This is a genomic window from Prevotella sp. (genome assembly GCF_036570325.1).
In the GTDB taxonomy this organism is placed as follows: Bacteria; Bacteroidota; Bacteroidia; order Bacteroidales; family Bacteroidaceae; genus Prevotella.
This window is the reverse complement of sequence record NZ_DATCYK010000121.1, coordinates 21297-40178: the sequence shown is the minus strand read 5'-3', so window position 1 is coordinate 40178 and position 18882 is coordinate 21297. Positions and strand designations below refer to the sequence as shown.

Annotated in this window: 33 protein-coding genes; all 33 read left to right on the top strand. The window is 42.8% G+C overall.

Annotated features, from left to right (window positions below):
- Positions 1–471: T9SS type A sorting domain-containing protein (locus tag VIR50_RS11005; protein WP_331935165.1), on the top strand; the 471-nt coding region annotated here is incomplete at its 5' end.
- 337 nt (positions 472–808) lie between these two features.
- Complete coding sequence (rpsL, locus tag VIR50_RS11000; protein ID WP_025881971.1) at positions 809–1192, top strand: 30S ribosomal protein S12; 384 nt, start codon at positions 809–811, stop codon at positions 1190–1192.
- A gap of 175 nt (positions 1193–1367) precedes the next feature.
- On the top strand, positions 1368–1844 hold the full coding sequence (rpsG, locus tag VIR50_RS10995) for a 30S ribosomal protein S7 (protein ID WP_331935164.1): 477 nt from the start codon (positions 1368–1370) through the stop codon (positions 1842–1844).
- A gap of 22 nt (positions 1845–1866) precedes the next feature.
- The gene (gene fusA / locus VIR50_RS10990; RefSeq protein ID WP_331935163.1) at positions 1867–3981 is read left to right on the top strand and encodes an elongation factor G; all 2115 of its coding nucleotides are present in this window, start codon (positions 1867–1869) and stop codon (positions 3979–3981) included.
- Between the two features lie 103 nt (positions 3982–4084).
- Complete coding sequence (gene rpsJ / locus VIR50_RS10985) at positions 4085–4390, top strand: 30S ribosomal protein S10 (RefSeq protein WP_006283658.1); 306 nt, start codon at positions 4085–4087, stop codon at positions 4388–4390.
- Between the two features lie 44 nt (positions 4391–4434).
- Complete coding sequence (gene rplC / locus VIR50_RS10980; protein ID WP_331935161.1) at positions 4435–5049, top strand: 50S ribosomal protein L3; 615 nt, start codon at positions 4435–4437, stop codon at positions 5047–5049.
- Complete coding sequence (gene rplD, locus VIR50_RS10975; protein WP_331935160.1) at positions 5049–5678, top strand: 50S ribosomal protein L4; 630 nt, start codon at positions 5049–5051, stop codon at positions 5676–5678. Before rplC ends, rplD begins: the two co-directional genes overlap by 1 nt.
- Positions 5679–5693: 15 nt before the next feature.
- Positions 5694–5987: a 50S ribosomal protein L23 gene (gene rplW, locus VIR50_RS10970; RefSeq protein ID WP_331935159.1), complete on the top strand. Its 294-nt coding sequence runs from the start codon at positions 5694–5696 to the stop codon at positions 5985–5987.
- Positions 5988–5994: 7 nt separating this feature from the next.
- On the top strand, positions 5995–6822 hold the full coding sequence (gene rplB, locus VIR50_RS10965) for a 50S ribosomal protein L2 (protein ID WP_331935158.1): 828 nt from the start codon (positions 5995–5997) through the stop codon (positions 6820–6822).
- Between the two features lie 14 nt (positions 6823–6836).
- Positions 6837–7106: a 30S ribosomal protein S19 gene (gene rpsS / locus VIR50_RS10960; protein ID WP_331935157.1), complete on the top strand. Its 270-nt coding sequence runs from the start codon at positions 6837–6839 to the stop codon at positions 7104–7106.
- A 33-nt stretch (positions 7107–7139) separates the two neighbouring features.
- Entirely contained in the window at positions 7140–7544 is a 405-nt protein-coding gene (rplV, locus tag VIR50_RS10955) for a 50S ribosomal protein L22 (RefSeq protein ID WP_331935156.1), read from the top strand.
- Between the two features lie 8 nt (positions 7545–7552).
- Positions 7553–8284 (top strand): 30S ribosomal protein S3, encoded by a 732-nt coding sequence (gene rpsC, locus VIR50_RS10950; RefSeq protein WP_331935155.1) that lies wholly within the window; start codon positions 7553–7555, stop codon positions 8282–8284.
- Positions 8285–8299: 15 nt separating this feature from the next.
- Positions 8300–8728, top strand: a complete 429-nt coding sequence (gene rplP / locus VIR50_RS10945; protein WP_331935154.1) for a 50S ribosomal protein L16 — start codon at positions 8300–8302, stop codon at positions 8726–8728.
- A 2-nt stretch (positions 8729–8730) separates the two neighbouring features.
- Complete coding sequence (rpmC, locus tag VIR50_RS10940; RefSeq protein ID WP_331935153.1) at positions 8731–8925, top strand: 50S ribosomal protein L29; 195 nt, start codon at positions 8731–8733, stop codon at positions 8923–8925.
- Positions 8926–8927: 2 nt separating this feature from the next.
- A complete protein-coding gene (gene rpsQ, locus VIR50_RS10935; RefSeq protein WP_331935152.1) occupies positions 8928–9194 on the top strand; it encodes a 30S ribosomal protein S17 in 267 nt (88 codons plus the stop codon).
- A 2-nt stretch (positions 9195–9196) separates the two neighbouring features.
- On the top strand, positions 9197–9562 hold the full coding sequence (gene rplN / locus VIR50_RS10930) for a 50S ribosomal protein L14 (protein ID WP_089543923.1): 366 nt from the start codon (positions 9197–9199) through the stop codon (positions 9560–9562).
- 19 nt (positions 9563–9581) lie between these two features.
- On the top strand, positions 9582–9926 hold the full coding sequence (rplX, locus tag VIR50_RS10925) for a 50S ribosomal protein L24 (RefSeq protein WP_331935151.1): 345 nt from the start codon (positions 9582–9584) through the stop codon (positions 9924–9926).
- Entirely contained in the window at positions 9926–10480 is a 555-nt protein-coding gene (gene rplE / locus VIR50_RS10920; protein WP_331935150.1) for a 50S ribosomal protein L5, read from the top strand. The genes rplX and rplE overlap by 1 nt, the downstream gene beginning before the upstream one ends.
- Before the next feature lie 5 nt (positions 10481–10485).
- The gene (gene rpsN, locus VIR50_RS10915) at positions 10486–10788 is read left to right on the top strand and encodes a 30S ribosomal protein S14 (RefSeq protein WP_331935149.1); all 303 of its coding nucleotides are present in this window, start codon (positions 10486–10488) and stop codon (positions 10786–10788) included.
- Between the two features lie 129 nt (positions 10789–10917).
- Positions 10918–11313 (top strand): 30S ribosomal protein S8, encoded by a 396-nt coding sequence (gene rpsH / locus VIR50_RS10910; RefSeq protein WP_331935148.1) that lies wholly within the window; start codon positions 10918–10920, stop codon positions 11311–11313.
- A gap of 14 nt (positions 11314–11327) precedes the next feature.
- Positions 11328–11900, top strand: a complete 573-nt coding sequence (gene rplF, locus VIR50_RS10905) for a 50S ribosomal protein L6 (protein ID WP_331935147.1) — start codon at positions 11328–11330, stop codon at positions 11898–11900.
- Between the two features lie 20 nt (positions 11901–11920).
- Positions 11921–12265 carry a 50S ribosomal protein L18 gene (rplR, locus tag VIR50_RS10900; protein WP_331935146.1) on the top strand — a complete coding sequence of 115 codons (345 nt, stop codon included), beginning with the start codon at positions 11921–11923 and terminating at the stop codon, positions 12263–12265.
- A 6-nt stretch (positions 12266–12271) separates the two neighbouring features.
- Entirely contained in the window at positions 12272–12784 is a 513-nt protein-coding gene (gene rpsE / locus VIR50_RS10895) for a 30S ribosomal protein S5 (RefSeq protein ID WP_331935145.1), read from the top strand.
- Between the two features lie 14 nt (positions 12785–12798).
- Positions 12799–12975, top strand: a complete 177-nt coding sequence (rpmD, locus tag VIR50_RS10890; RefSeq protein ID WP_331935144.1) for a 50S ribosomal protein L30 — start codon at positions 12799–12801, stop codon at positions 12973–12975.
- 23 nt (positions 12976–12998) lie between these two features.
- The gene (rplO, locus tag VIR50_RS10885) at positions 12999–13448 is read left to right on the top strand and encodes a 50S ribosomal protein L15 (protein ID WP_331935168.1); all 450 of its coding nucleotides are present in this window, start codon (positions 12999–13001) and stop codon (positions 13446–13448) included.
- 4 nt (positions 13449–13452) lie between these two features.
- On the top strand, positions 13453–14790 hold the full coding sequence (gene secY, locus VIR50_RS10880; protein WP_331935143.1) for a preprotein translocase subunit SecY: 1338 nt from the start codon (positions 13453–13455) through the stop codon (positions 14788–14790).
- A gap of 266 nt (positions 14791–15056) precedes the next feature.
- Positions 15057–15275: a translation initiation factor IF-1 gene (infA, locus tag VIR50_RS10875; protein WP_004341775.1), complete on the top strand. Its 219-nt coding sequence runs from the start codon at positions 15057–15059 to the stop codon at positions 15273–15275.
- Between the two features lie 14 nt (positions 15276–15289).
- Positions 15290–15406, top strand: a complete 117-nt coding sequence (rpmJ, locus tag VIR50_RS10870; RefSeq protein WP_331935141.1) for a 50S ribosomal protein L36 — start codon at positions 15290–15292, stop codon at positions 15404–15406.
- Between the two features lie 105 nt (positions 15407–15511).
- Positions 15512–15892 carry a 30S ribosomal protein S13 gene (gene rpsM, locus VIR50_RS10865; RefSeq protein ID WP_331935140.1) on the top strand — a complete coding sequence of 127 codons (381 nt, stop codon included), beginning with the start codon at positions 15512–15514 and terminating at the stop codon, positions 15890–15892.
- Positions 15893–15910: 18 nt separating this feature from the next.
- On the top strand, positions 15911–16300 hold the full coding sequence (gene rpsK, locus VIR50_RS10860; RefSeq protein ID WP_036896569.1) for a 30S ribosomal protein S11: 390 nt from the start codon (positions 15911–15913) through the stop codon (positions 16298–16300).
- 36 nt (positions 16301–16336) lie between these two features.
- Complete coding sequence (rpsD, locus tag VIR50_RS10855) at positions 16337–16942, top strand: 30S ribosomal protein S4 (RefSeq protein WP_331935139.1); 606 nt, start codon at positions 16337–16339, stop codon at positions 16940–16942.
- An 11-nt stretch (positions 16943–16953) separates the two neighbouring features.
- Positions 16954–17946, top strand: coding sequence for a DNA-directed RNA polymerase subunit alpha (locus tag VIR50_RS10850; RefSeq protein WP_331935138.1), 993 nt, complete (start codon positions 16954–16956; stop codon positions 17944–17946).
- A gap of 86 nt (positions 17947–18032) precedes the next feature.
- Positions 18033–18527 (top strand): 50S ribosomal protein L17, encoded by a 495-nt coding sequence (gene rplQ / locus VIR50_RS10845; RefSeq protein WP_331935137.1) that lies wholly within the window; start codon positions 18033–18035, stop codon positions 18525–18527.
- Positions 18528–18882: the final 355 nt, after the last annotated feature.

Here is an 18882-nt window from a genome sequence, read left to right as displayed (position 1 = left end):
TCACTTGTGGCTGAAGCCCCGATGGGACAGAGTATTGCGATCGGTATTACGGCAGGTAGCGCCGGAACTTATACGTTGTCGTTGCCTGAACGTGAGGCATTTGCGGGTGTAGAGGCCGTGTGGCTGACCGATATGGAAACGGGCACGACTACTGATCTGCTTATGAGTGACTATCGGTTATCGCTGGCTGAGGCCGGCCGTTATGACAAACGTTTGCGTTTGCAGATGGGTGGAGAGCGTCCCGATGGTAAGTCGGCTACCGGTAATGAATCTCCTTATGATATTAGTTATTTGGGTCGCACGCTTTACGTACGTGGGTTACAAGACAATGATGATATTAAGATTTATACGGCTTCAGGCAAGTTGTATAGCCAACAACGCACTGCCTCCACGGAGTTTAGGCAAGATCTGCCATCCGGTGTTTATATCATTATGATCAATAACGTGAGTAAGAAGGTTTATTGCAAGTAATACTCGCGCGCGTATATATAAATATGTATGTATTAATGGTTGTTTTTTAAAGAGGCTATTTGTATGACGATGGATGGCTATTTGGGGTAGATGATACTCTGAGATAGCCATTCATTGTTGTTATTTAGGCCGGTTGGGCTAAGTCTTTTAGGTAGTAAAATGTAGAATAAAGATTATATTATGTTAAATATTCTATATGATATTTCATTTATACTACTATGGTTTAGGTGGTTTGAGGAAAAACAGCTACCTTTGCAGCCCGAAATGGGTATATTATACCCGTTTTGTAATTGTCTGATTATAAACAAATAACATATAAAATTTTAAAAGTAAAATTATGCCTACAATTCAACAATTGGTAAGAAAAGGCAGAAGGGTATTGGTAGACAAGAGCAAATCGCCTGCTTTGGATTCATGTCCTCAGCGTCGTGGCGTATGTGTTCGTGTTTACACAACGACTCCTAAAAAGCCTAATTCGGCAATGCGTAAAGTTGCCCGTGTTCGTTTGACAAACCAGAAGGAAGTTAACTCCTATATTCCGGGAGAAGGCCACAACTTGCAGGAGCACTCTATTGTGTTGGTACGCGGTGGTCGTGTGAAAGACCTTCCGGGTGTACGCTATCATATCGTTCGTGGTACATTGGATACCGCCGGTGTGGCTAACCGTACACAGCGCCGTTCTAAGTATGGTGCTAAGCGTCCTAAGGCAGCTAAGAAGTAATTTAGCTGAGAGCTGAGAGTCGAGAGCCATAAGGCTGAGGACTGGGAGCTCTATATTTTTTGTTTACAGTTGTTTTGCTGGAGAATTGTTAAAACAGGTTGAGTAAATGTCCGGGAGCGGACGTTGAAGACAAAACATTATTACAGCCTCCGCAGACTACAAATTTTATTTTAAAATGAGAAAAGCAAAACCAAAGAAGCGTGTGATCCTTCCGGATCCCGTTTTCAATGACCAAAAGGTCTCAAAATTCGTTAATCACTTGATGTATGACGGTAAGAAAACCATTTCTTATCAGATTTTCTACAATGCGCTTGATACCGTAAAGGGTAAGATGGCCAAGGAGGAAAAGTCGGCTCTCGAAATTTGGAAGCAGGCTTTGGATAATATCACTCCTCAAGTAGAAGTTAAGAGCCGTCGTATCGGTGGTGCAACATTCCAAGTTCCAACAGAAATCCGTCCTGATCGTAAGGAGAGTATTTCTATGAAGAACCTTATCGCTTTTGCCCGTAAGCGTAGCGGAAAGTCTATGGCTGAGAAGCTCGCAGCTGAGATTGTAGACGCTTACAACAATCAGGGTGGTGCATTCAAGCGTAAAGAAGATATGCATCGTATGGCTGAGGCTAACCGTGCATTCGCTCATTTCAGATTCTAATTAAGAAAGGTAAAAAGAAAAAATGGCAAATCGCGATTTACATTTGACTCGTAACATCGGTATTATGGCCCACATCGATGCCGGTAAGACAACAACTTCTGAGCGTATCTTGTTCTATACGGGTAAGACTCATAAGATTGGTGAGGTACACGATGGAGCTGCTACCATGGACTGGATGGCTCAGGAGCAGGAGCGTGGTATTACTATTACTTCAGCTGCTACTACTTGTAATTGGAACTACCAAGGTAACTCTTACAAGATTAACTTGATTGACACTCCGGGACACGTTGACTTTACCGCTGAGGTGGAGCGCTCTTTGCGTGTATTGGATGGTGCTGTGGCAACTTATTCTGCCGCTGATGGTGTGCAGCCTCAGTCAGAGACTGTATGGCGTCAGGCTGACAAGTATAATGTTCCCCGTATCGGTTATGTAAACAAGATGGACCGCTCCGGTGCAGATTTCTTTGAAACTGTGCAGCAGATGAAGGACATTTTGGGTGCTAACCCTTGCCCCGTTCAGATTCCAATCGGTGCAGAGGAAAACTTCAAGGGTCTTGTAGACCTTATTAAGATGAAGGCTATCTTGTGGCACGATGAGACTATGGGTGCAGCGTATGATATTGAGGAAATCCCCGCTGACCTCGTAGATGAGGCTAACGAGTGGAGAGATAAGATGGTTGAGAATGCAGCTAACTTCGACGATGAGTTGATGGAGCTGTATTTGGAAGGTAAGGATATTCCTGAGGAGTTGCTGATCGCAGCTATCCGTAAGGGTACCATCGCCATGGAGCTTACTCCTATGACATTGGGCTCTTCTTACAAGAATAAGGGTGTTCAGCCTTTGCTCGACTATGTTTGTGCTTTCTTGCCTTCACCACTTGATACTGAGGCTATCGTAGGTACCAATCCTGATACCGAGGAAGAGGAAGATCGTAAGCCTTCAGAGGCAGAGCCTACAGCCGCTCTTGCGTTTAAGATTGCTACAGACCCATTCATGGGACGTTTGGTATTCTTCCGCGTTTACTCAGGTAAGGTTGTTGCCGGTTCTTACGTTTACAACCCCCGTTCAGGTAAAAAGGAGCGTATCAGCCGTTTGTTCCAAATGAACTCTAAGCAGGAAATTCCTATGGAGACTATCGACGCTGGTGATATTGGCGCTGGTGTAGGTTTCAAGGATATTCGTACGGGTGACACGCTTTGTGATGAGGCACATCCTATCGTGTTGGAGTCAATGACATTCCCCGATACAGTTATCTCTATAGCCGTTGAGCCTAAGAGCCAAGCAGACATCGCTAAGATGGATAATGGTCTTGCTAAATTGGCCGAGGAAGACCCAACCTTTACTGTTCGCACAGATGAGCAGAGTGGTCAGACGATTATCTCGGGTATGGGTGAGCTTCACTTGGATATTATTATCGACCGTCTGAAGCGTGAGTTCAAGGTAGAATGTAACCAAGGTAAGCCTCAGGTTAACTATAAGGAAGCGATTATGGGTACAGCCCAGAGCCGTGAGACTTATAAGAAGCAGTCCGGTGGTCGTGGTAAGTTCGCTTGTATCGATGTTACAATCGGTCCTAAGGACGAGGATTACACAGAAGGCGATTTGCAGTTCGTTAATGAGGTGAAAGGTGGTAATGTGCCCAAGGAATTCATCCCATCTGTACAGAAGGGTTTCCAAGACTGTTTGAAGGGTGGTGTACTTGGTGGATTCCCAATGACCGGTATGAAGGTAACTTTGACCGATGGTAGCTTCCACCCCGTAGACTCTGACCAGTTGTCATTCGAGTTGGTAGCTCATCAGGCATTCAAGGTTCTTAGCCCCAAGGCTAAACCCGTATTGATGGAGCCTATCATGCGCGTGGAAGTTGTTACTCCTGAGGAGAACATGGGTGACGTGATCGGTGACTTGAACAAGCGTCGTGGTATGGTACAAGGTATGGATGAAGCTCGTAGCGGTGCACGCATCGTGAAAGCTATGGTTCCATTGGCTGAAATGTTCGGCTATGTAACCGCACTCCGTACTATCACTTCAGGTCGTGCTACCAGCACAATGGAATATGATCACCATGAACCATTGTCAGCCAGCATTGCCAAAGCTGTTTTGGATGAGGTAAAGGGTCACTCTGAACTTCTCTAATTAGCGACAAACAATCACAAGGAAAGAGACGCTGTTTAGCGAATGACTCTTAAACGGCGTATCTCTTTTCTTACAACAATAATATTATAAACAAATAATAATAATGAGTCAGAAAATCAGAATCAAGCTGAAATCTTACGACCATCAGTTGGTTGATAAGTCAGCAGAGAAAATCGTAAAGGCTGTGAAGGCTACAGGTGCTATCGTTAGCGGTCCTATTCCATTGCCAACACACAAGCGTATTTTTACTGTAAACCGTAGTACATTCGTTAACAAGAAATCACGTGAGCAGTTCCAGCTCTCTGATTTTAAGCGTTTGATAGACATCTATAGCTCTACTGCTAAGACTGTTGACGCGCTGATGAAACTTGAATTGCCTTCAGGCGTTGAAGTTGAGATCAAAGTTTAATTGAGTGAATAATCGGATTATTTTATTTTTTAAATTATATTGAAATGCCAGGATTAATTGGAAGAAAAATCGGAATGACATCCGTTTTCAGTGCCGACGGTAAGAACGTACCGTGCACTGTTATCGAAGCAGGTCCTTGTGTTGTAACCCAGGTTAAGACCCTTGAGAAAGATGGTTACAAGGCTATTCAGCTCGGTTTCGGCGAGGCTAAGGAAAGTCGTACTTCAAAGCCTATGTTGGGAACCTTCAAGAAAGCCGGCACAACACCTAAGCAGCACTTGGCCGAGTTCAAGTTTGATGGTGAGTATAACCTCGGTGATACTCTTACTGTAGAACTATTTGAAGGCGCTAAGTTCGTTGACGTTGTAGGAACATCTAAAGGAAAAGGTTTTCAGGGCGTTGTAAAGCGTCATGGTTTCGGTGGTGTAGGTCAGTCTACTCACGGCCAGGACGACCGTGCTCGTAAGCCGGGTTCTATTGGTGCATGTTCATACCCTGCTAAAGTGTTCAAGGGAATGCGCATGGGTGGCCAAATGGGTGGTGACCGAGTTACTACTCAGAATCTTCAGGTGTTAAAAGTAATTCCAGAAGAGAATCTTCTCATTGTAAAGGGTTCTTTCGCTGGATGCAATGGTTCAACTGTTTTAATTGAGAAATAATGGAAGTTAGCGTTTTAAATATCAACGGTCAAGAGACCGGAAGAAAGGTAAACCTCAATGAGGCTATCTTCGGAATTGAGCCTAACGATCACGTTCTCTGGCTCGATGTAAAGCAGTATCTCGCCGCGCAGCGTCAGGGTACTGCCAAGTCAAAGGAGAGAAGTGAAGTGAGCGGTTCTACTCGCAAGCTCGGTCGTCAGAAAGGTGGCGGTGGTGCTCGTCGTGGTGATATCAACTCACCTGTTCTCGTAGGTGGTGGTCGCGTGTTTGGTCCGAAGCCCCGCAACTATGACTTCAAATTGAATAAGAAAGTGAAGGTTCTTGCTCGCAAGTCTGCTCTCTCTTATAAGGCACAAGCTAACGGAATCGTTGTGGTTGAAGATTTCACAATGGAAGCTCCTAAGACAAAAGATTTTATAAACATTACTAAAAATCTTAAAGTTGAAGGTAAGAAGACTCTCGTGGTTTTGCCGGAAGTAAATAAAAACGTATATTTGTCCGCTCGTAACTTGCAAGGAGCAGAAGTTATGACTGCATCTACACTCAATACCTACAAAGTTTTGAATGCAGATGTTCTTGTTATAGCTGAAAGTTCACTGAATACAATCGACGCGATCTTAACAAAATAATAAGGAGAAGTAGATATGGGATTTATCATTAAACCTTTGGTCACTGAGAAGATGACCAATATTACAGAAAAGAAGGCAAACCGTTATGGTTTTGTTGTTCGTCCTGAGGCTAACAAACTCCAGATTAAGAAAGAGATCGAAAGTTTGTACAATGTTACAGTAGAAGATGTGAATACGCTTCGTTATGCCGGTAAGCGCTCAAGCCGCTATACCAAGGCAGGTCTCGTGAAGGGACAAAGAAATGCGTTCAAGAAAGCCATCGTAACTGTTAAGGATGGTGAAACAATCGATTTTTACAGCAATATTTAAATAAAAAATGGCAGTACGTAAATTAAAACCGGTAACTCCGGGACAAAGACACAAGGTTATTGGCACGTTCGAGGATATTACTGCATCCGTGCCAGAGAAGTCTCTCGTTTACGGTAAGCGTTCTACTGGTGGTCGAAACAACACCGGTAAGATGACCGTTCGCTACATTGGCGGTGGCCATAAGAAGAAGTATCGTCTGATCGACTTCAAACGAGAGAAAGATGGTGTTCCAGCTGTAGTAAAGAGTATCGAGTATGATCCAAACAGATCTGCTCGTATCGCTCTGCTTTTCTACGCTGATGGTGAAAAACGTTACATTATTGCTCCTAACGGACTGCAAGTAGGTGCTACATTGATGTCGGGTGCAGAAGCTGCTCCTGAGGTTGGTAATGCGCTTCCTTTGGCTAGTATCCCTGTAGGTACCGTAATTCATAACATTGAGTTGCGTCCCGGTCAGGGAGCTTTGCTCGTTCGCTCGGCTGGTAATTTTGCTCAGTTAACTTCTCGTGAAGGTAGCTATTGTGTTATTAAGCTTCCTTCTGGAGAGACTCGTCAGATTCTCTCTGCTTGTAAAGCTACTGTAGGTAGTGTAGGTAACTCTGACCATGCGTTGGAGCAGTCTGGTAAGGCTGGTCGCTCTCGTTGGTTGGGTCGTCGCCCACACAACCGTGGTGTTGTTATGAACCCTGTTGATCACCCGATGGGTGGTGGTGAAGGACGTCAGTCTGGTGGTCACCCACGTTCACGTAAGGGCTTGTATGCAAAGGGTCTTAAGACACGTGCACCTAAGAAGCTTTCTAACAAGTATATTATCGAAAGAGCTAATAAGAAATAATCAAAGAGTAAATTATGAGTCGTTCACTTAAAAAAGGTCCATATATCAACATATCACTCGAGAAGAAAATTCTCGCTATGAATGAGAGTGGTAAGCAGAATGTCGTTAAGACATGGGCCAGAGCATCAATGATATCCCCTGATTTTGTGGGACACACTGTTGCAGTTCATAACGGAAACAAATTTATCCCTGTTTACATTACTGAGAATATGGTAGGCCATAAGCTCGGTGAGTTTGCACCAACCCGTCGTTTCGGTGGTCACTCAGGTAACAATAAGCGTTAAGCGGGGTAAACCATTTAAAATTTAAGATTAATAATGGGAGCAAGAAAACATATCGTAGCTGAAAAGTTAAAAGAAGCACGCAAAAAGATGTACTTCGCAAAGCTCAATGGCGTTCCATCTTCTCCACGTAAAATGCGCTACGTTGTAGACATGATTCGTGGTCTTGAAGTAAATCGCGCCCTCGGAGTACTCAGGTTCTCTAAAAAGCAGGCTGCAGCAGATGTTGAGAAACTTCTGCGCTCAGCTATCGCTAACTGGGAGACTAAGAATGACCGCAAGGCTGAAGACGGTGAACTTTATGTAAGCAAAGTCTTCGTTGATGAAGGTGTTACAATGAAACGTATGAGACCGGCACCGCAAGGTCGTGGCTATAGAATCCGCAAGCGTTCTAACCACGTAACACTTTTTGTAGATGCCAAAACTAACGACGAAAAATAATAAATAGAATGGGACAGAAAGTTAATCCAATAGCAAACCGACTTGGTATTATCCGTGGTTGGGATTCAAATTGGTTCGGTGGCAAGGACTTCGGAGATAATCTCGTTGAGGATCAGAAAATCCGTAAGTATCTGAACGAGCGCCTCGCTAAGGCTAGCGTTTCTCGTATTGTCATTGAGCGTACATTGAAGCTCGTTACCATTACTATTTGCACAGCCCGTCCGGGTATCGTCATTGGTAAAGGTGGTCAAGACGTAGACAAACTGAAAGAAGAGTTGAAGAAACTCTATAAGAAAGACATTCAGATCAATATCTTCGAAGTGAAGAAACCTGAGCTTGATGCCAATATCGTAGGTAACAACATCGCTCGCCAGGTGGAAGGCAAGATCTCTTATCGCCGTGCCATCAAGATGGCTGTTCAAAATACGATGCGCGCAGGTGCAGAAGGTATTAAGGTCCAGATTACAGGCCGTCTGAATGGAGCTGAAATGGCTCGCAAGGAAATGTTCAAAGAGGGTCGTACCCCATTGCATACTTTCCGTGCAGACATCGATTACTGTCAGGCAGAAGCACTCACTAAGGTGGGTCTGCTGGGTATTAAAGTTTGGATTTGCCGTGGAGAAGTTTATGGCAAGCGTGAATTAACACCTAACTTTACTCAGGAGAAACAAAATGGTGGCCGTTCTAACAATGGTGGTCGTAATGGCCGTGGTAATCGCAAGAGAAACAATAACCGTTAAAAGTAAGAAGCTATCATGTTACAGCCAAAAAGAGTAAAATATAGAAGACCTCAAGATGGTCGTGGCAATAAAGGCAACGCCCACAGAGGAACACAGCTGGCTTTCGGCTCATTTGGAATCAAGACTCTTGAGCCCAAATGGATTGACAGCCGCCAGATAGAAGCAGCCCGTGTGGCAGTGAATCGCTACATGAACCGTGAAGGTCAGGTTTGGATTCGCATTTTCCCTGATAAACCAATCACACGTAAGCCTGCTGACGTACGTATGGGTAAGGGTAAAGGTGATCCCGCCGGTTGGGTTGCACCTGTTACACCGGGACGCATCCTCTTTGAAGTAGAAGGAGTTAGTTTCGATATAGCGAAAGAGGCTCTGCGCCTTGCCGCTCAGAAACTACCAGTAAAGACCAAGTTTGTTGTAAGACGTGATTTCGATAAAAACGCTTAATTATGAAGATTAAAGAACTGAAAGAACTTGAAACCAAGGATTTGGTAGAAAAGTTGGAGCAAGCACAGGAAAAGCTCAACCAATTGAAGCTTAACCATACTATCGCTCCTTTGGAGAATCCATCTCAAATTAAGGCCGCTCGTCGTGACATCGCCCGTATGAATACTGAACTTCGTCAGAGAGAACTTAATAAATAATAATGGTCCAGATGGAAACAAGAAATTTAAGAAAAGTAAGACAGGGTGTTGTCATCAGCAACAAAATGGATAAAACCATTGTTATTGCAGCTAAGTTCAAAGAGAAGCACCCTATTTATGGTAAGTTTGTTCAGAAAACAAAGAAATACCATGCTCATGATGAAAAGAACGAGGCCGCAGTAGGTGATACCGTTCTCATTATGGAAACCCGTCCATTGTCAAAGACAAAGAGATGGAGATTAGTTCAAATTGTTGAAAAAGCTAAGTAATTATGATACAAGCAGAATCAAGACTTACAGTATGTGATAACAGCGGTGCACGCGAAGCTCTTTGCATTCGTGTCCTCGGAGGAACTGGCCGCCGTTATGCAAGTGTTGGTGACGTGATTGTCGTTGCAGTCAAGAACGTTATTCCATCAAGTGATTTGAAAAAAGGTGCAGTATCTAAAGCTTTGATTGTACGTACAAAGAAAGAAATTCGTCGCGCAGACGGTTCTTATATCCGTTTTGACGACAATGCTTGCGTACTGCTCAACAATGCGGGCGAACTTCGTGGAAGCCGTATCTTTGGCCCCGTTGCCCGTGAGCTTCGTGCAGTGAATATGAAGGTCGTTTCTTTGGCACCTGAAGTTCTTTAATGATTTAATTTTTAAAGTAATGAGTAAATTACATATAAGAAAAGGTGACATGGTTCTGGTCCTTGCTGGTAGAGATAAGGATGTAAAGAACGCAAATGGCAAGTATCCTGCACCCCATAAGGTGCTGAAGGTTCTTGTTGATGAGGAGCGTGCGATTGTGGAAGGTGTGAATCTTGTATCTAAGAGCACTAAGCCTTCTGCAAAGAATCCGCAAGGCGGCATCATCAAGCAAGAGGCTCCTATTCATATATCAAATTTAAGTTTGGTCGACCCAAAGAGTGGAGAACCTACTCGCGTTGCCATTAAGCATGAGGGTAAGAACGTTATTCGTATCGCCAAAAAGTCTGGGGAGGAAATTAAGTAATGGATACAGCACAGTTAAAGAAACAGTATAAGGAGGTGATTGCACCTGCTTTGCAGAAACAATTCAACTACTCTTCAGCTATGCAGATTCCTGTACTGAAGAAAATTGTTATCAACCAAGGTTTGGGAGATGCTACTCAGGATAAGAAGATTGTTGACGTAGCCGTAAAGGAAATTACAACAATTACCGGTCAGAAGGCCGTAGCTACTTATTCTAAGAAGGATATCGCCAACTTCAAGCTTCGTAAGAAAATGCCTATCGGTGTTATGGTAACATTGCGTCGTGAGCGTATGTATGAGTTCCTTGAGAAACTCGTTCGTGTAGCTTTGCCACGTATCCGTGACTTCAAGGGTATTGAGAGCAAGTTTGATGGTCGTGGTAACTATACATTAGGTATCACAGAGCAAATTATCTTCCCAGAAATTAACATTGATGAGATTGACCGTATCCAAGGTATGAACATCACTTTCGTTACAACAGCTCAGACTGATGAAGAAGGTTATGCTCTGCTCAAGGCATTCGGCCTTCCTTTCAAGAACGCTAAAAACGATTAAGCAATATGGCAAAAGAATCAATGAAAGCTCGCGAAGTGAAGCGTGCAAATCTTGTTGCTCGTTACGCTGAAAAGCGCGCAGCTCTTAAAAAGGTTATAGCTACAGCTGAGGATCCGGCCGAGGCTTACGAGGCAGCTCGTAAACTCCAGTCTTTCCCAAAGAATTCGAACCCCATCCGTCTTCACAACCGTTGCAAGATAACCGGACGTCCTAAAGGTTATATCCGTCAGTTCGGTTTGTCACGTATTCAGTTCCGTGAGATGGCATCACAGGGTCTTATTCCCGGTGTAAAGAAAGCAAGCTGGTAAGAATAGTACGATTATTAGTGAATAGCGAGGGGCAATTGCTTCATAGCTACTCACTAATTATTGTAACTTGCTTAGAAGATTTTTTAATATTGTCGGGGTAGTCCCGATTAATTAAACATTTATATTTTTATGACAGATCCAATAGCAGATTATCTGACTCGACTCAGGAATGCAATCATGGCACATCACCGTGTTGTTGAAGTTCCTGCGTCCAACTTGAAGAAAGAGATTACAAAAATCCTCTTCGAGAAAGGTTACATTCTCAATTACAAATTCATTGAGGATGGCCCTCAGGGTACTATCAAAGTAGCTTTGAAGTACAATCCTGAAACAAAGCAAAACGCTATCAAGTGTTTGAAGCGTGTGTCTACCCCCGGTCTTCGCCGTTATACGGGTTACAAGGACATGCCAAGAGTAATTAACGGACTGGGTATCGCTATCTTGTCCACATCTAAGGGTGTTATGACTAACAAGGAAGCTGCTGATTTGAAAATTGGCGGTGAAGTTCTTTGCTACGTTTATTAATTGGAGGATTGAATATGTCAAGAATAGGAAAATTGCCAATTACAGTTCCGGCTGGAGTTACAGTTAACTTCGACAAGAACACGAATGTAGTATCAGTTAAAGGCCCTAAAGGTGAACTGACACAGTGGGTAGACCCTTCTATTAAGTTTACGAATCAGGATGGTCAGATAACTTTTGAGATAGACGAAAACAGCCCTGTAAATATCAAGCAGAAGCAGGCTTTTCATGGTCTGTATCGTTCTTTGGTCAACAATATGGTTGTTGGCGTGAGCGAAGGCTATACCAAGACTTTGGAGCTCGTCGGTGTAGGTTACCGTGTATCTAACCAAGGTAATCTTATCGAGTTCTCTTTAGGTTATACACACCCAATCTTCTTGCAGCTTCCGTCTGAGATAAAGGTTGAGACTAAATCTGAGAGAAATCAGAACCCTGTTATTATTTTGGAATCATGCGATAAGGCTTTGCTTGGTCTCGTGTGTGCAAAAATTCGTTCTTTCCGTAAGCCTGAGCCTTATAAGGGTAAGGGTGTTCTCTTCAAGGGTGAAGTTATCCGCAGGAAGTCTGGTAAGACAGCTGCCGCTAAGTAATTTTAATTGAATTTACAATTATGACAACAAAGAAAGTTGAAAGACGAATTAAAATAAAATTTCGCATTCGTAAGAGCGTAAACGGAACCGCAGAGCGTCCTCGCTTGAGCGTATTCCGCTCTAACAAGCAGATTTATGCACAGGTAATTAATGACTTGACCGGCAATACTCTTGCTTCTGCTTCTTCATTGGGCCTTGAGAAAATGGCTAAGAGTGAGCAGGCTGAGAAAGTTGGTGAAATGATCGCAGAGAAAGCTAAAGCTGTAGGTGTAGAGTCTGTAGTCTTTGATCGTAATGGTTATCTCTATCACGGTCGTGTTAAGGAACTCGCTGATGGTGCTCGCAAGGGCGGTCTTAAATTTTAAACGATTATGGCAATGGATAAAGTAAAAGTTAACAGTGACGTCGAATTGAAGGACCGTTTGGTAGCAATTAATCGTGTTACAAAGGTTACTAAAGGTGGTCGTACATTTACATTCGCTGCTATCGTCGTTGTAGGTGATGGTAAAGGCGTTATCGGCTGGGGTCTTGGAAAAGCAGGTGAAGTTACAGCTGCTATATCTAAAGGCGTAGAGTCTGCTAAGAAGAATCTTGTGAAAGTACCTGTATTGAAGGGTACTGTACCCCATGAAGTAGAATATTCATTTGGTGGTGCTCAAGTACTGTTGAAGCCAGCTGCAGCCGGTACCGGTCTTAAGGCCGGTGGTGCTATGCGTGCTGTGCTTGAGAGTGCAGGTGTTACTGACGTGATAGCAAAGTCAAAGGGTTCTTCTAACCCCCATAACCTTGTGAAAGCTACAATCTTGGCTCTTGGTGAAATGCGCGATGCTTACACCGTAGCAGGTTGCCGCGGTATCAGTATGGATAAAGTATTTAACGGCTAATAGGAATCATAACAATGGCAACAATAAAAATCAAGCAGATTAAAAGCAAGATCGGTTATCCTGTAGATCAAAAAAGGACACTTCAAGCTTTGGGCCTTCGCAAGATCTCTCAAGTTGTTGAGGTTGAGGATACTCCTAGTGTTCGTGGTATGATCCGTAAGGTTCATCATCTGGTAACCGTAGTTGAATAATTAATTTTTAAATCGAATTAATGATGAATTTACATAGTTTGAAACCAGCTAACGGGTCAACTCATGCAGAGCGTCGTATAGGTCGTGGTCCTGGTTCAGGACTTGGTGGAACTTCTACCCGCGGTCACAAGGGTGCCAAGGCTCGTTCTGGTTATAAGAGAAAGATTGGTTTCGAAGGTGGTCAGATGCCACTGCAACGTCGTGTTCCTAAGTTTGGTTTCAAGAACATCAATCATAAGGAATACAGCGTAGTTAACCTTTCAGATCTCCAGTCTTTGGTAGAAGCTAACAGCTATGCTAAGATTGGTATTGCCGAGTTGCGTGCCGCAGGACTTGTTAAAGGCAAGGATATTCTTGTTAAGGTACTTGGCAACGGCGAGTTGAAAGCTAAAATTGATGTTGAAGCGAATGCATTCTCTAAGTCTGCTGAAGAAGCTATTAAGGCAGCAGGTGGAAATGTAACTATAATCTAAGTAAATGAAAAAGTTTATTGAGACACTAAAGAACTGTTGGAAAGTAGAGGATTTGCGTCAGCGTCTCCTTGTAGTCTTTCTGTTTACGGCTATTTACCGTTTTGGCTCGTTTGTTGTGCTTCCCGGTATCAACCCGAGCATGTTGGACAAACTTCAGTCGCAAACCTCAGGCGGCCTAATGTCGCTTTTGGACATGTTCTCTGGTGGTGCATTTTCCAATGCATCCATGTTTGCACTTGGAATTATGCCTTACATCTCAGCTTCTATCGTAATGCAGCTTCTTGCTGTCGCTGTACCTTATTTCCAAAAGATGCAGCGTGAAGGCGAGAGTGGTCATAAGAAAATCAATTGGTACACAAGATGGCTTACACTAGCCATCTTGCTGTTCCAAGCTCCGGCTTATTTGCTGAACTTGAAGATGCAGGCTAGCCAAGCTTTGGCTTCCGGTATATCGTGGACCGTGTTCATGATTCCTGCTACTATCATTTTGGCTGCTGGTAGTATGTTTGTCTTGTGGCTTGGTGAGCGAATTACGGATAAAGGAGTAGGAAATGGTATCTCTATAATCATTATGATTGGTATCATAGCTCGTTTGCCACAGGCTTTCGTGCAAGAGATCGGTTCTCGTTTCACAGCCATATCTGGTGGTGGACTTGTAATGTTTATAGTCGAAATACTTATTCTTTATGCAGTTGTTTGTGCATCTATTCTTTTAGTGCAAGGGACGCGTAAGGTTCCTGTTCAGTACGCAAAACGTCTGGTCGGTAATCAGCAATATGGTGGTGCACGTCAATATATTCCTCTGAAGCTTTTCGCTGCCAATGTGATGCCTATCATCTTTGCTCAGGCATTGATGTTTATCCCATTGACGATTGTGCGTTTCCAATCAGAGAATTCTTCTTGGCTTATGCGGTCTTTGATGGATAATAGAAGTCTTCTGTATAATGTAATCTATGTAGCACTTATTATAGCGTTTACTTATTTCTATACAGCGATAACTCTTAATCCTACACAGATGGCCGAGGACATGAAACGTAATAATGGTTTCATTCCGGGAATTAAGCCGGGTAAGGATACAGCTGATTATATTGACACCATTATGTCTCGACTTACTTTACCAGGTTCATTCTTTATCGCTTTCATCGCTGTAATGCCGGCGTTGGCTCATTTGCTGAATGTGCAAGATGCGTTCTCGCAATTCTTTGGAGGTACATCTTTGCTTATTTTGGTAGGTGTGGTTATCGATACGCTACAGCAGGTAGAAAGTCATTTGATGATGCGGCATTATGATGGCCTTCTGAATTCTGGTCGTACACGTAAGGGAGGAGTTTCTGCTTATTGATTAAGCTATTTCGGATAAGGCCGAGTACTTAAGCAGTATATAGAAACTTTTAAATACTGAACTTAAAGGGCTGTTTGCTCAGCTCCTGCATTTGACCCTCCAGATGGATATTGTATCAAATGACTATAAGTGGTTTTACTGTAGTGAGTAATCATTTCCATTTGGAGGGATATTTTCAGATAGCTTCTGTAGTTCAATCCTATATTAAGTGAAGTATTAATTACGTATTACGTTTAAAGAAATAGATTTTAGAAGACAAATTAATTATGGCAAAGCAATCAGCTATTGAACAAGATGGTACAATCGTAGAATCCCTTTCCAATGCGATGTTTCGTGTGGAATTAGAAAATGGGGTTCAGATTATAGCACACATTTCCGGTAAAATGCGTATGCACTACATTAAGATTCTTCCCGGTGATAAGGTGAAGGTTGAAATGAGCCCATACGATTTGACCAAAGGCAGAATCGTATTCAGATACAAATAATTCAATCATAAGATATGAAGACAAGAGCATCATTAAAGAAGCGTACAGCCGACTGTAAGATCGTTCGTCGTAAAGGTCGTTTGTTCGTTATCAACAAGAAAAACCCCAAGTACAAATTGCGTCAGGGTTAATGTTAAAGATATGTAATTAATCATTCGTTGCTAAATTAATGATTAACTTTGCATGCTCTTTAACGAGAAACAAACATTATTTTATTATTTTTATTCAATTTACAAATGGCAATAAGAATTGTTGGAGTAGATTTGCCCCAGAATAAGCGTGGCGAAATCGCATTGACCTATGTTTATGGTATAGGTCGAAGTAGTTCAGCAAAGATATTGGATAAAGCCGGCGTTAACCGCGACCTGAAGGTCAGCGAGTGGTCTGATGACCAAGCAGCTAAAATCCGTGAAATTATCGGCGCTGAGTTTAAAGTAGAAGGTGATCTCCGTTCTGAGATCCAAATGAATATCAAGCGTCTGATGGATATCGGTTGCTATCGTGGTGTTAGACATCGTAATGGTCTTCCTGTTCGTGGTCAGAGTACTAAGAACAATGCTCGTACCCGTAAGGGAAAGAAGAAGACTGTTGCTAATAAGAAAAAAGCTACTAAGTAATTAAGGAGGTAATTAATTATGGCAAAGACAAAAGCAACATCTAAGAAAAGAAATGTCCGTGTTGACGCAATTGGACAGCTTCATGTTCACAGTTCGTTCAACAATATCATTGTATCTTTAGCAAACAGCGAAGGGCAGGTTATTTCTTGGTCTTCAGCAGGTAAGATGGGCTTCCGTGGCTCAAAGAAGAATACTCCTTATGCTGCTCAGATGGCTGGTGAGGATTGTGCAAAAGTAGCATTTGACCTTGGACTTCGCAAGGTTAAGGCTTATGTAAAAGGTCCGGGTAATGGTCGTGAGTCTGCTATCCGTGCCGTACACGGAGCAGGAATTGAAGTTACTGAGATTGTTGACGTAACTCCATTACCACATAACGGCTGCCGTCCCCCAAAGCGTCGTAAGGTTTAATTTTAAAGATATAAATTACAAGATTTTTTTTATATTATGGCTAGATATATCGGTCCGAAATCTAAAATTGCACGTCGATTTGGTGAACCCATTTTTGGCGCTGACAAAGTTTTGTCCAAGAGAAACTTCCCTCCTGGACAGCATGGCAATAATCGTCGCAGAAAGATGTCTGAGTACGGTGTCATGTTGGCAGAGAAGCAGAAAGCTAAGTTCACCTATGGTGTGCTTGAGCGTCAGTTCCGTAATATGTTTGAGAAAGCTGCAAAGGCTGAGGGTATTACCGGTGAGGTATTGCTTCAGAATTTGGAGAGCCGTCTTGATAACGTTGTTTTCCGTTTGGGTATCGCTCCCACACGTGCAGCAGCTCGTCAGATGGTAGGTCATAAGCATATTGTTGTTGACGGTAAAGTTGTTAACATTCCTTCTTATGCAGTGAAGCCCGGCCAGATTGTTGGTGTTCGTGAGAAAGCAAAGTCTCTCGAAGTTATTCAGACTGCGCTTGCCGGATTCAACCACAGCAAGTATCCTTGGATTGAGTGGGATGAGACTTCTAAGAGTGGAAAATTCCTGCACAAGCCCGAACGTGCTGACATTCCAGAAAACATTAAGGAGCAGTTAATCGTTGAGTTGTACTCTAAATAATCATTAAATTAATGGCGATATTAGCATTTCAAAAACCTGATAAAGTTGTAATGTTGGAGGCCAATGACAAATTCGGTAAATTCGAATTTCGTCCTCTTGAGCCGGGCTTTGGTGTTACAATTGGTAACGCATTGCGCCGCATTCTTCTTTCATCACTGGAGGGCTATGCCATCAATACCTTGCGTATAGCTGGTGTTGAGCATGAGTTTTCTTCAGTACCCGGTGTAAAGGAAGATGTGACCAACATTATCTTGAATTTGAAGCAAGTAAGATTCAAGCAAGTAGTAGAAGAATTCGAGAATGAGAAAGTTAGTATCACCGTAGAGAATTCCACAGAATTCAAAGCAGGTGATATTGGTAAGTATCTGACTGGATTTGAAGTGTTAAACCCTGATTTGGTGATTTGTCATATAGATGCCAAAGCCTCAATGCAGATTGACCTCACTATCAATAAAGGTCGTGGTTATGTACCTGCTGACGAGAATCGTGAGTTCTGCACTGATGTCAACGTAATTCCAATCGATTCTATCTACACCCCTATTCGTAACGTCAAGTACGCTGTTGAACCATATCGTGTTGAACAAAAAACCGACTATGATAAACTCGTTATTGAAGTTTCGACTGATGGTTCCATATCCCCTAAAGATGCGCTTAAAGAAGCAGCCAAGATACTCATCTACCACTTCATGCTTTTCTCTGATGAGAAGATTACATTGGAGAGCCCTGATGCCGAAAATAATCAGGAATTCGATGAGGAGGTCCTCCACATGCGCCAGTTGCTCAAGACTAAGCTTGTCGACATGAATCTTTCTGTTCGTGCACTTAACTGCTTGAAGGCCGCTGATGTAGAGACACTTGGTGATCTTGTACAATATAACAAGACCGATCTTCTTAAGTTCCGTAACTTTGGTAAGAAATCGCTTTCTGAGCTTGATGATTTGCTCGAGAGTCTGAATCTGTCGTTTGGAACCGACATTTCAAAGTATAAATTGGACAAAGAATAGTTCGTATGATGGCTTTCCGTTGTAGAGTTTATCGAAAAGCGGAGCCATCTATACAAGTTTAATGTCCACAATCAATTAAAAACAAAATGAGACATAATAAAAAATTCAACCACTTGGGTCGTACTGCATCTCATCGTGACGCCATGCTTGCTAATATGGCAGTGTCATTGATCATGCACAAAAGAATCACTACGACTCTCGCAAAGGCAAAGGCCTTGAAGAAGTATGTAGAACCTTTGGTAACCCGTTCTAAGAAAGATGATACTAACAGCCGTCGTGTTGTTTTCCGTTATCTTCAGAACAAGGAAGCCATTAAGGAACTCTTCGGTGAGGTTGCTGCTAAGGTGGCTGATCGTCCGGGTGGTTATACCCGCGTAATCAAGTTGGGTACACGTCCCGGTGACGCTGCTCCTATTGCTTTCATCGAGCTCGTTGACTTCGATGAGAACATGGCAAAGGCTCCTAAGGCAGAGAAGAAGACTCGTCGTAGCCGTCGCTCTACCAAGAAGGATGAGGTTGCTGAAGCTCCCGTTGTAGAGGCACAAGCAACTGAAGTAGCTGAAGAAGCAAAGGCTGAATAAAGAATTATTCAATCACTCATTATAGAAAGGCCGCTAACATCTCTGTTAGCGGCCTTTTTTTGTTATATAAATTTGTTCTCGCAGGTGATGAGTGCAGGGCTTAAAGGGAGGAAATAATCGCGTTATAATAATGTAAGGGCTGCTTAAGTGAGCGTATGTCCTATTTTTTCACACATGCGTTTTGTTGTTTAATTACTAATATGACAGTATGCAATAGCTTATGTTGTTTGTGGCAAATGTACTAAAATATCAAATCAGCATGAATGACATGTCATATTTTTTCTTATCTTTGTCCTGATGATAGGGCTGTTCTTAGAGCGATAATTGCCAAAGACGAGCCCTTTGTCCATGGAAA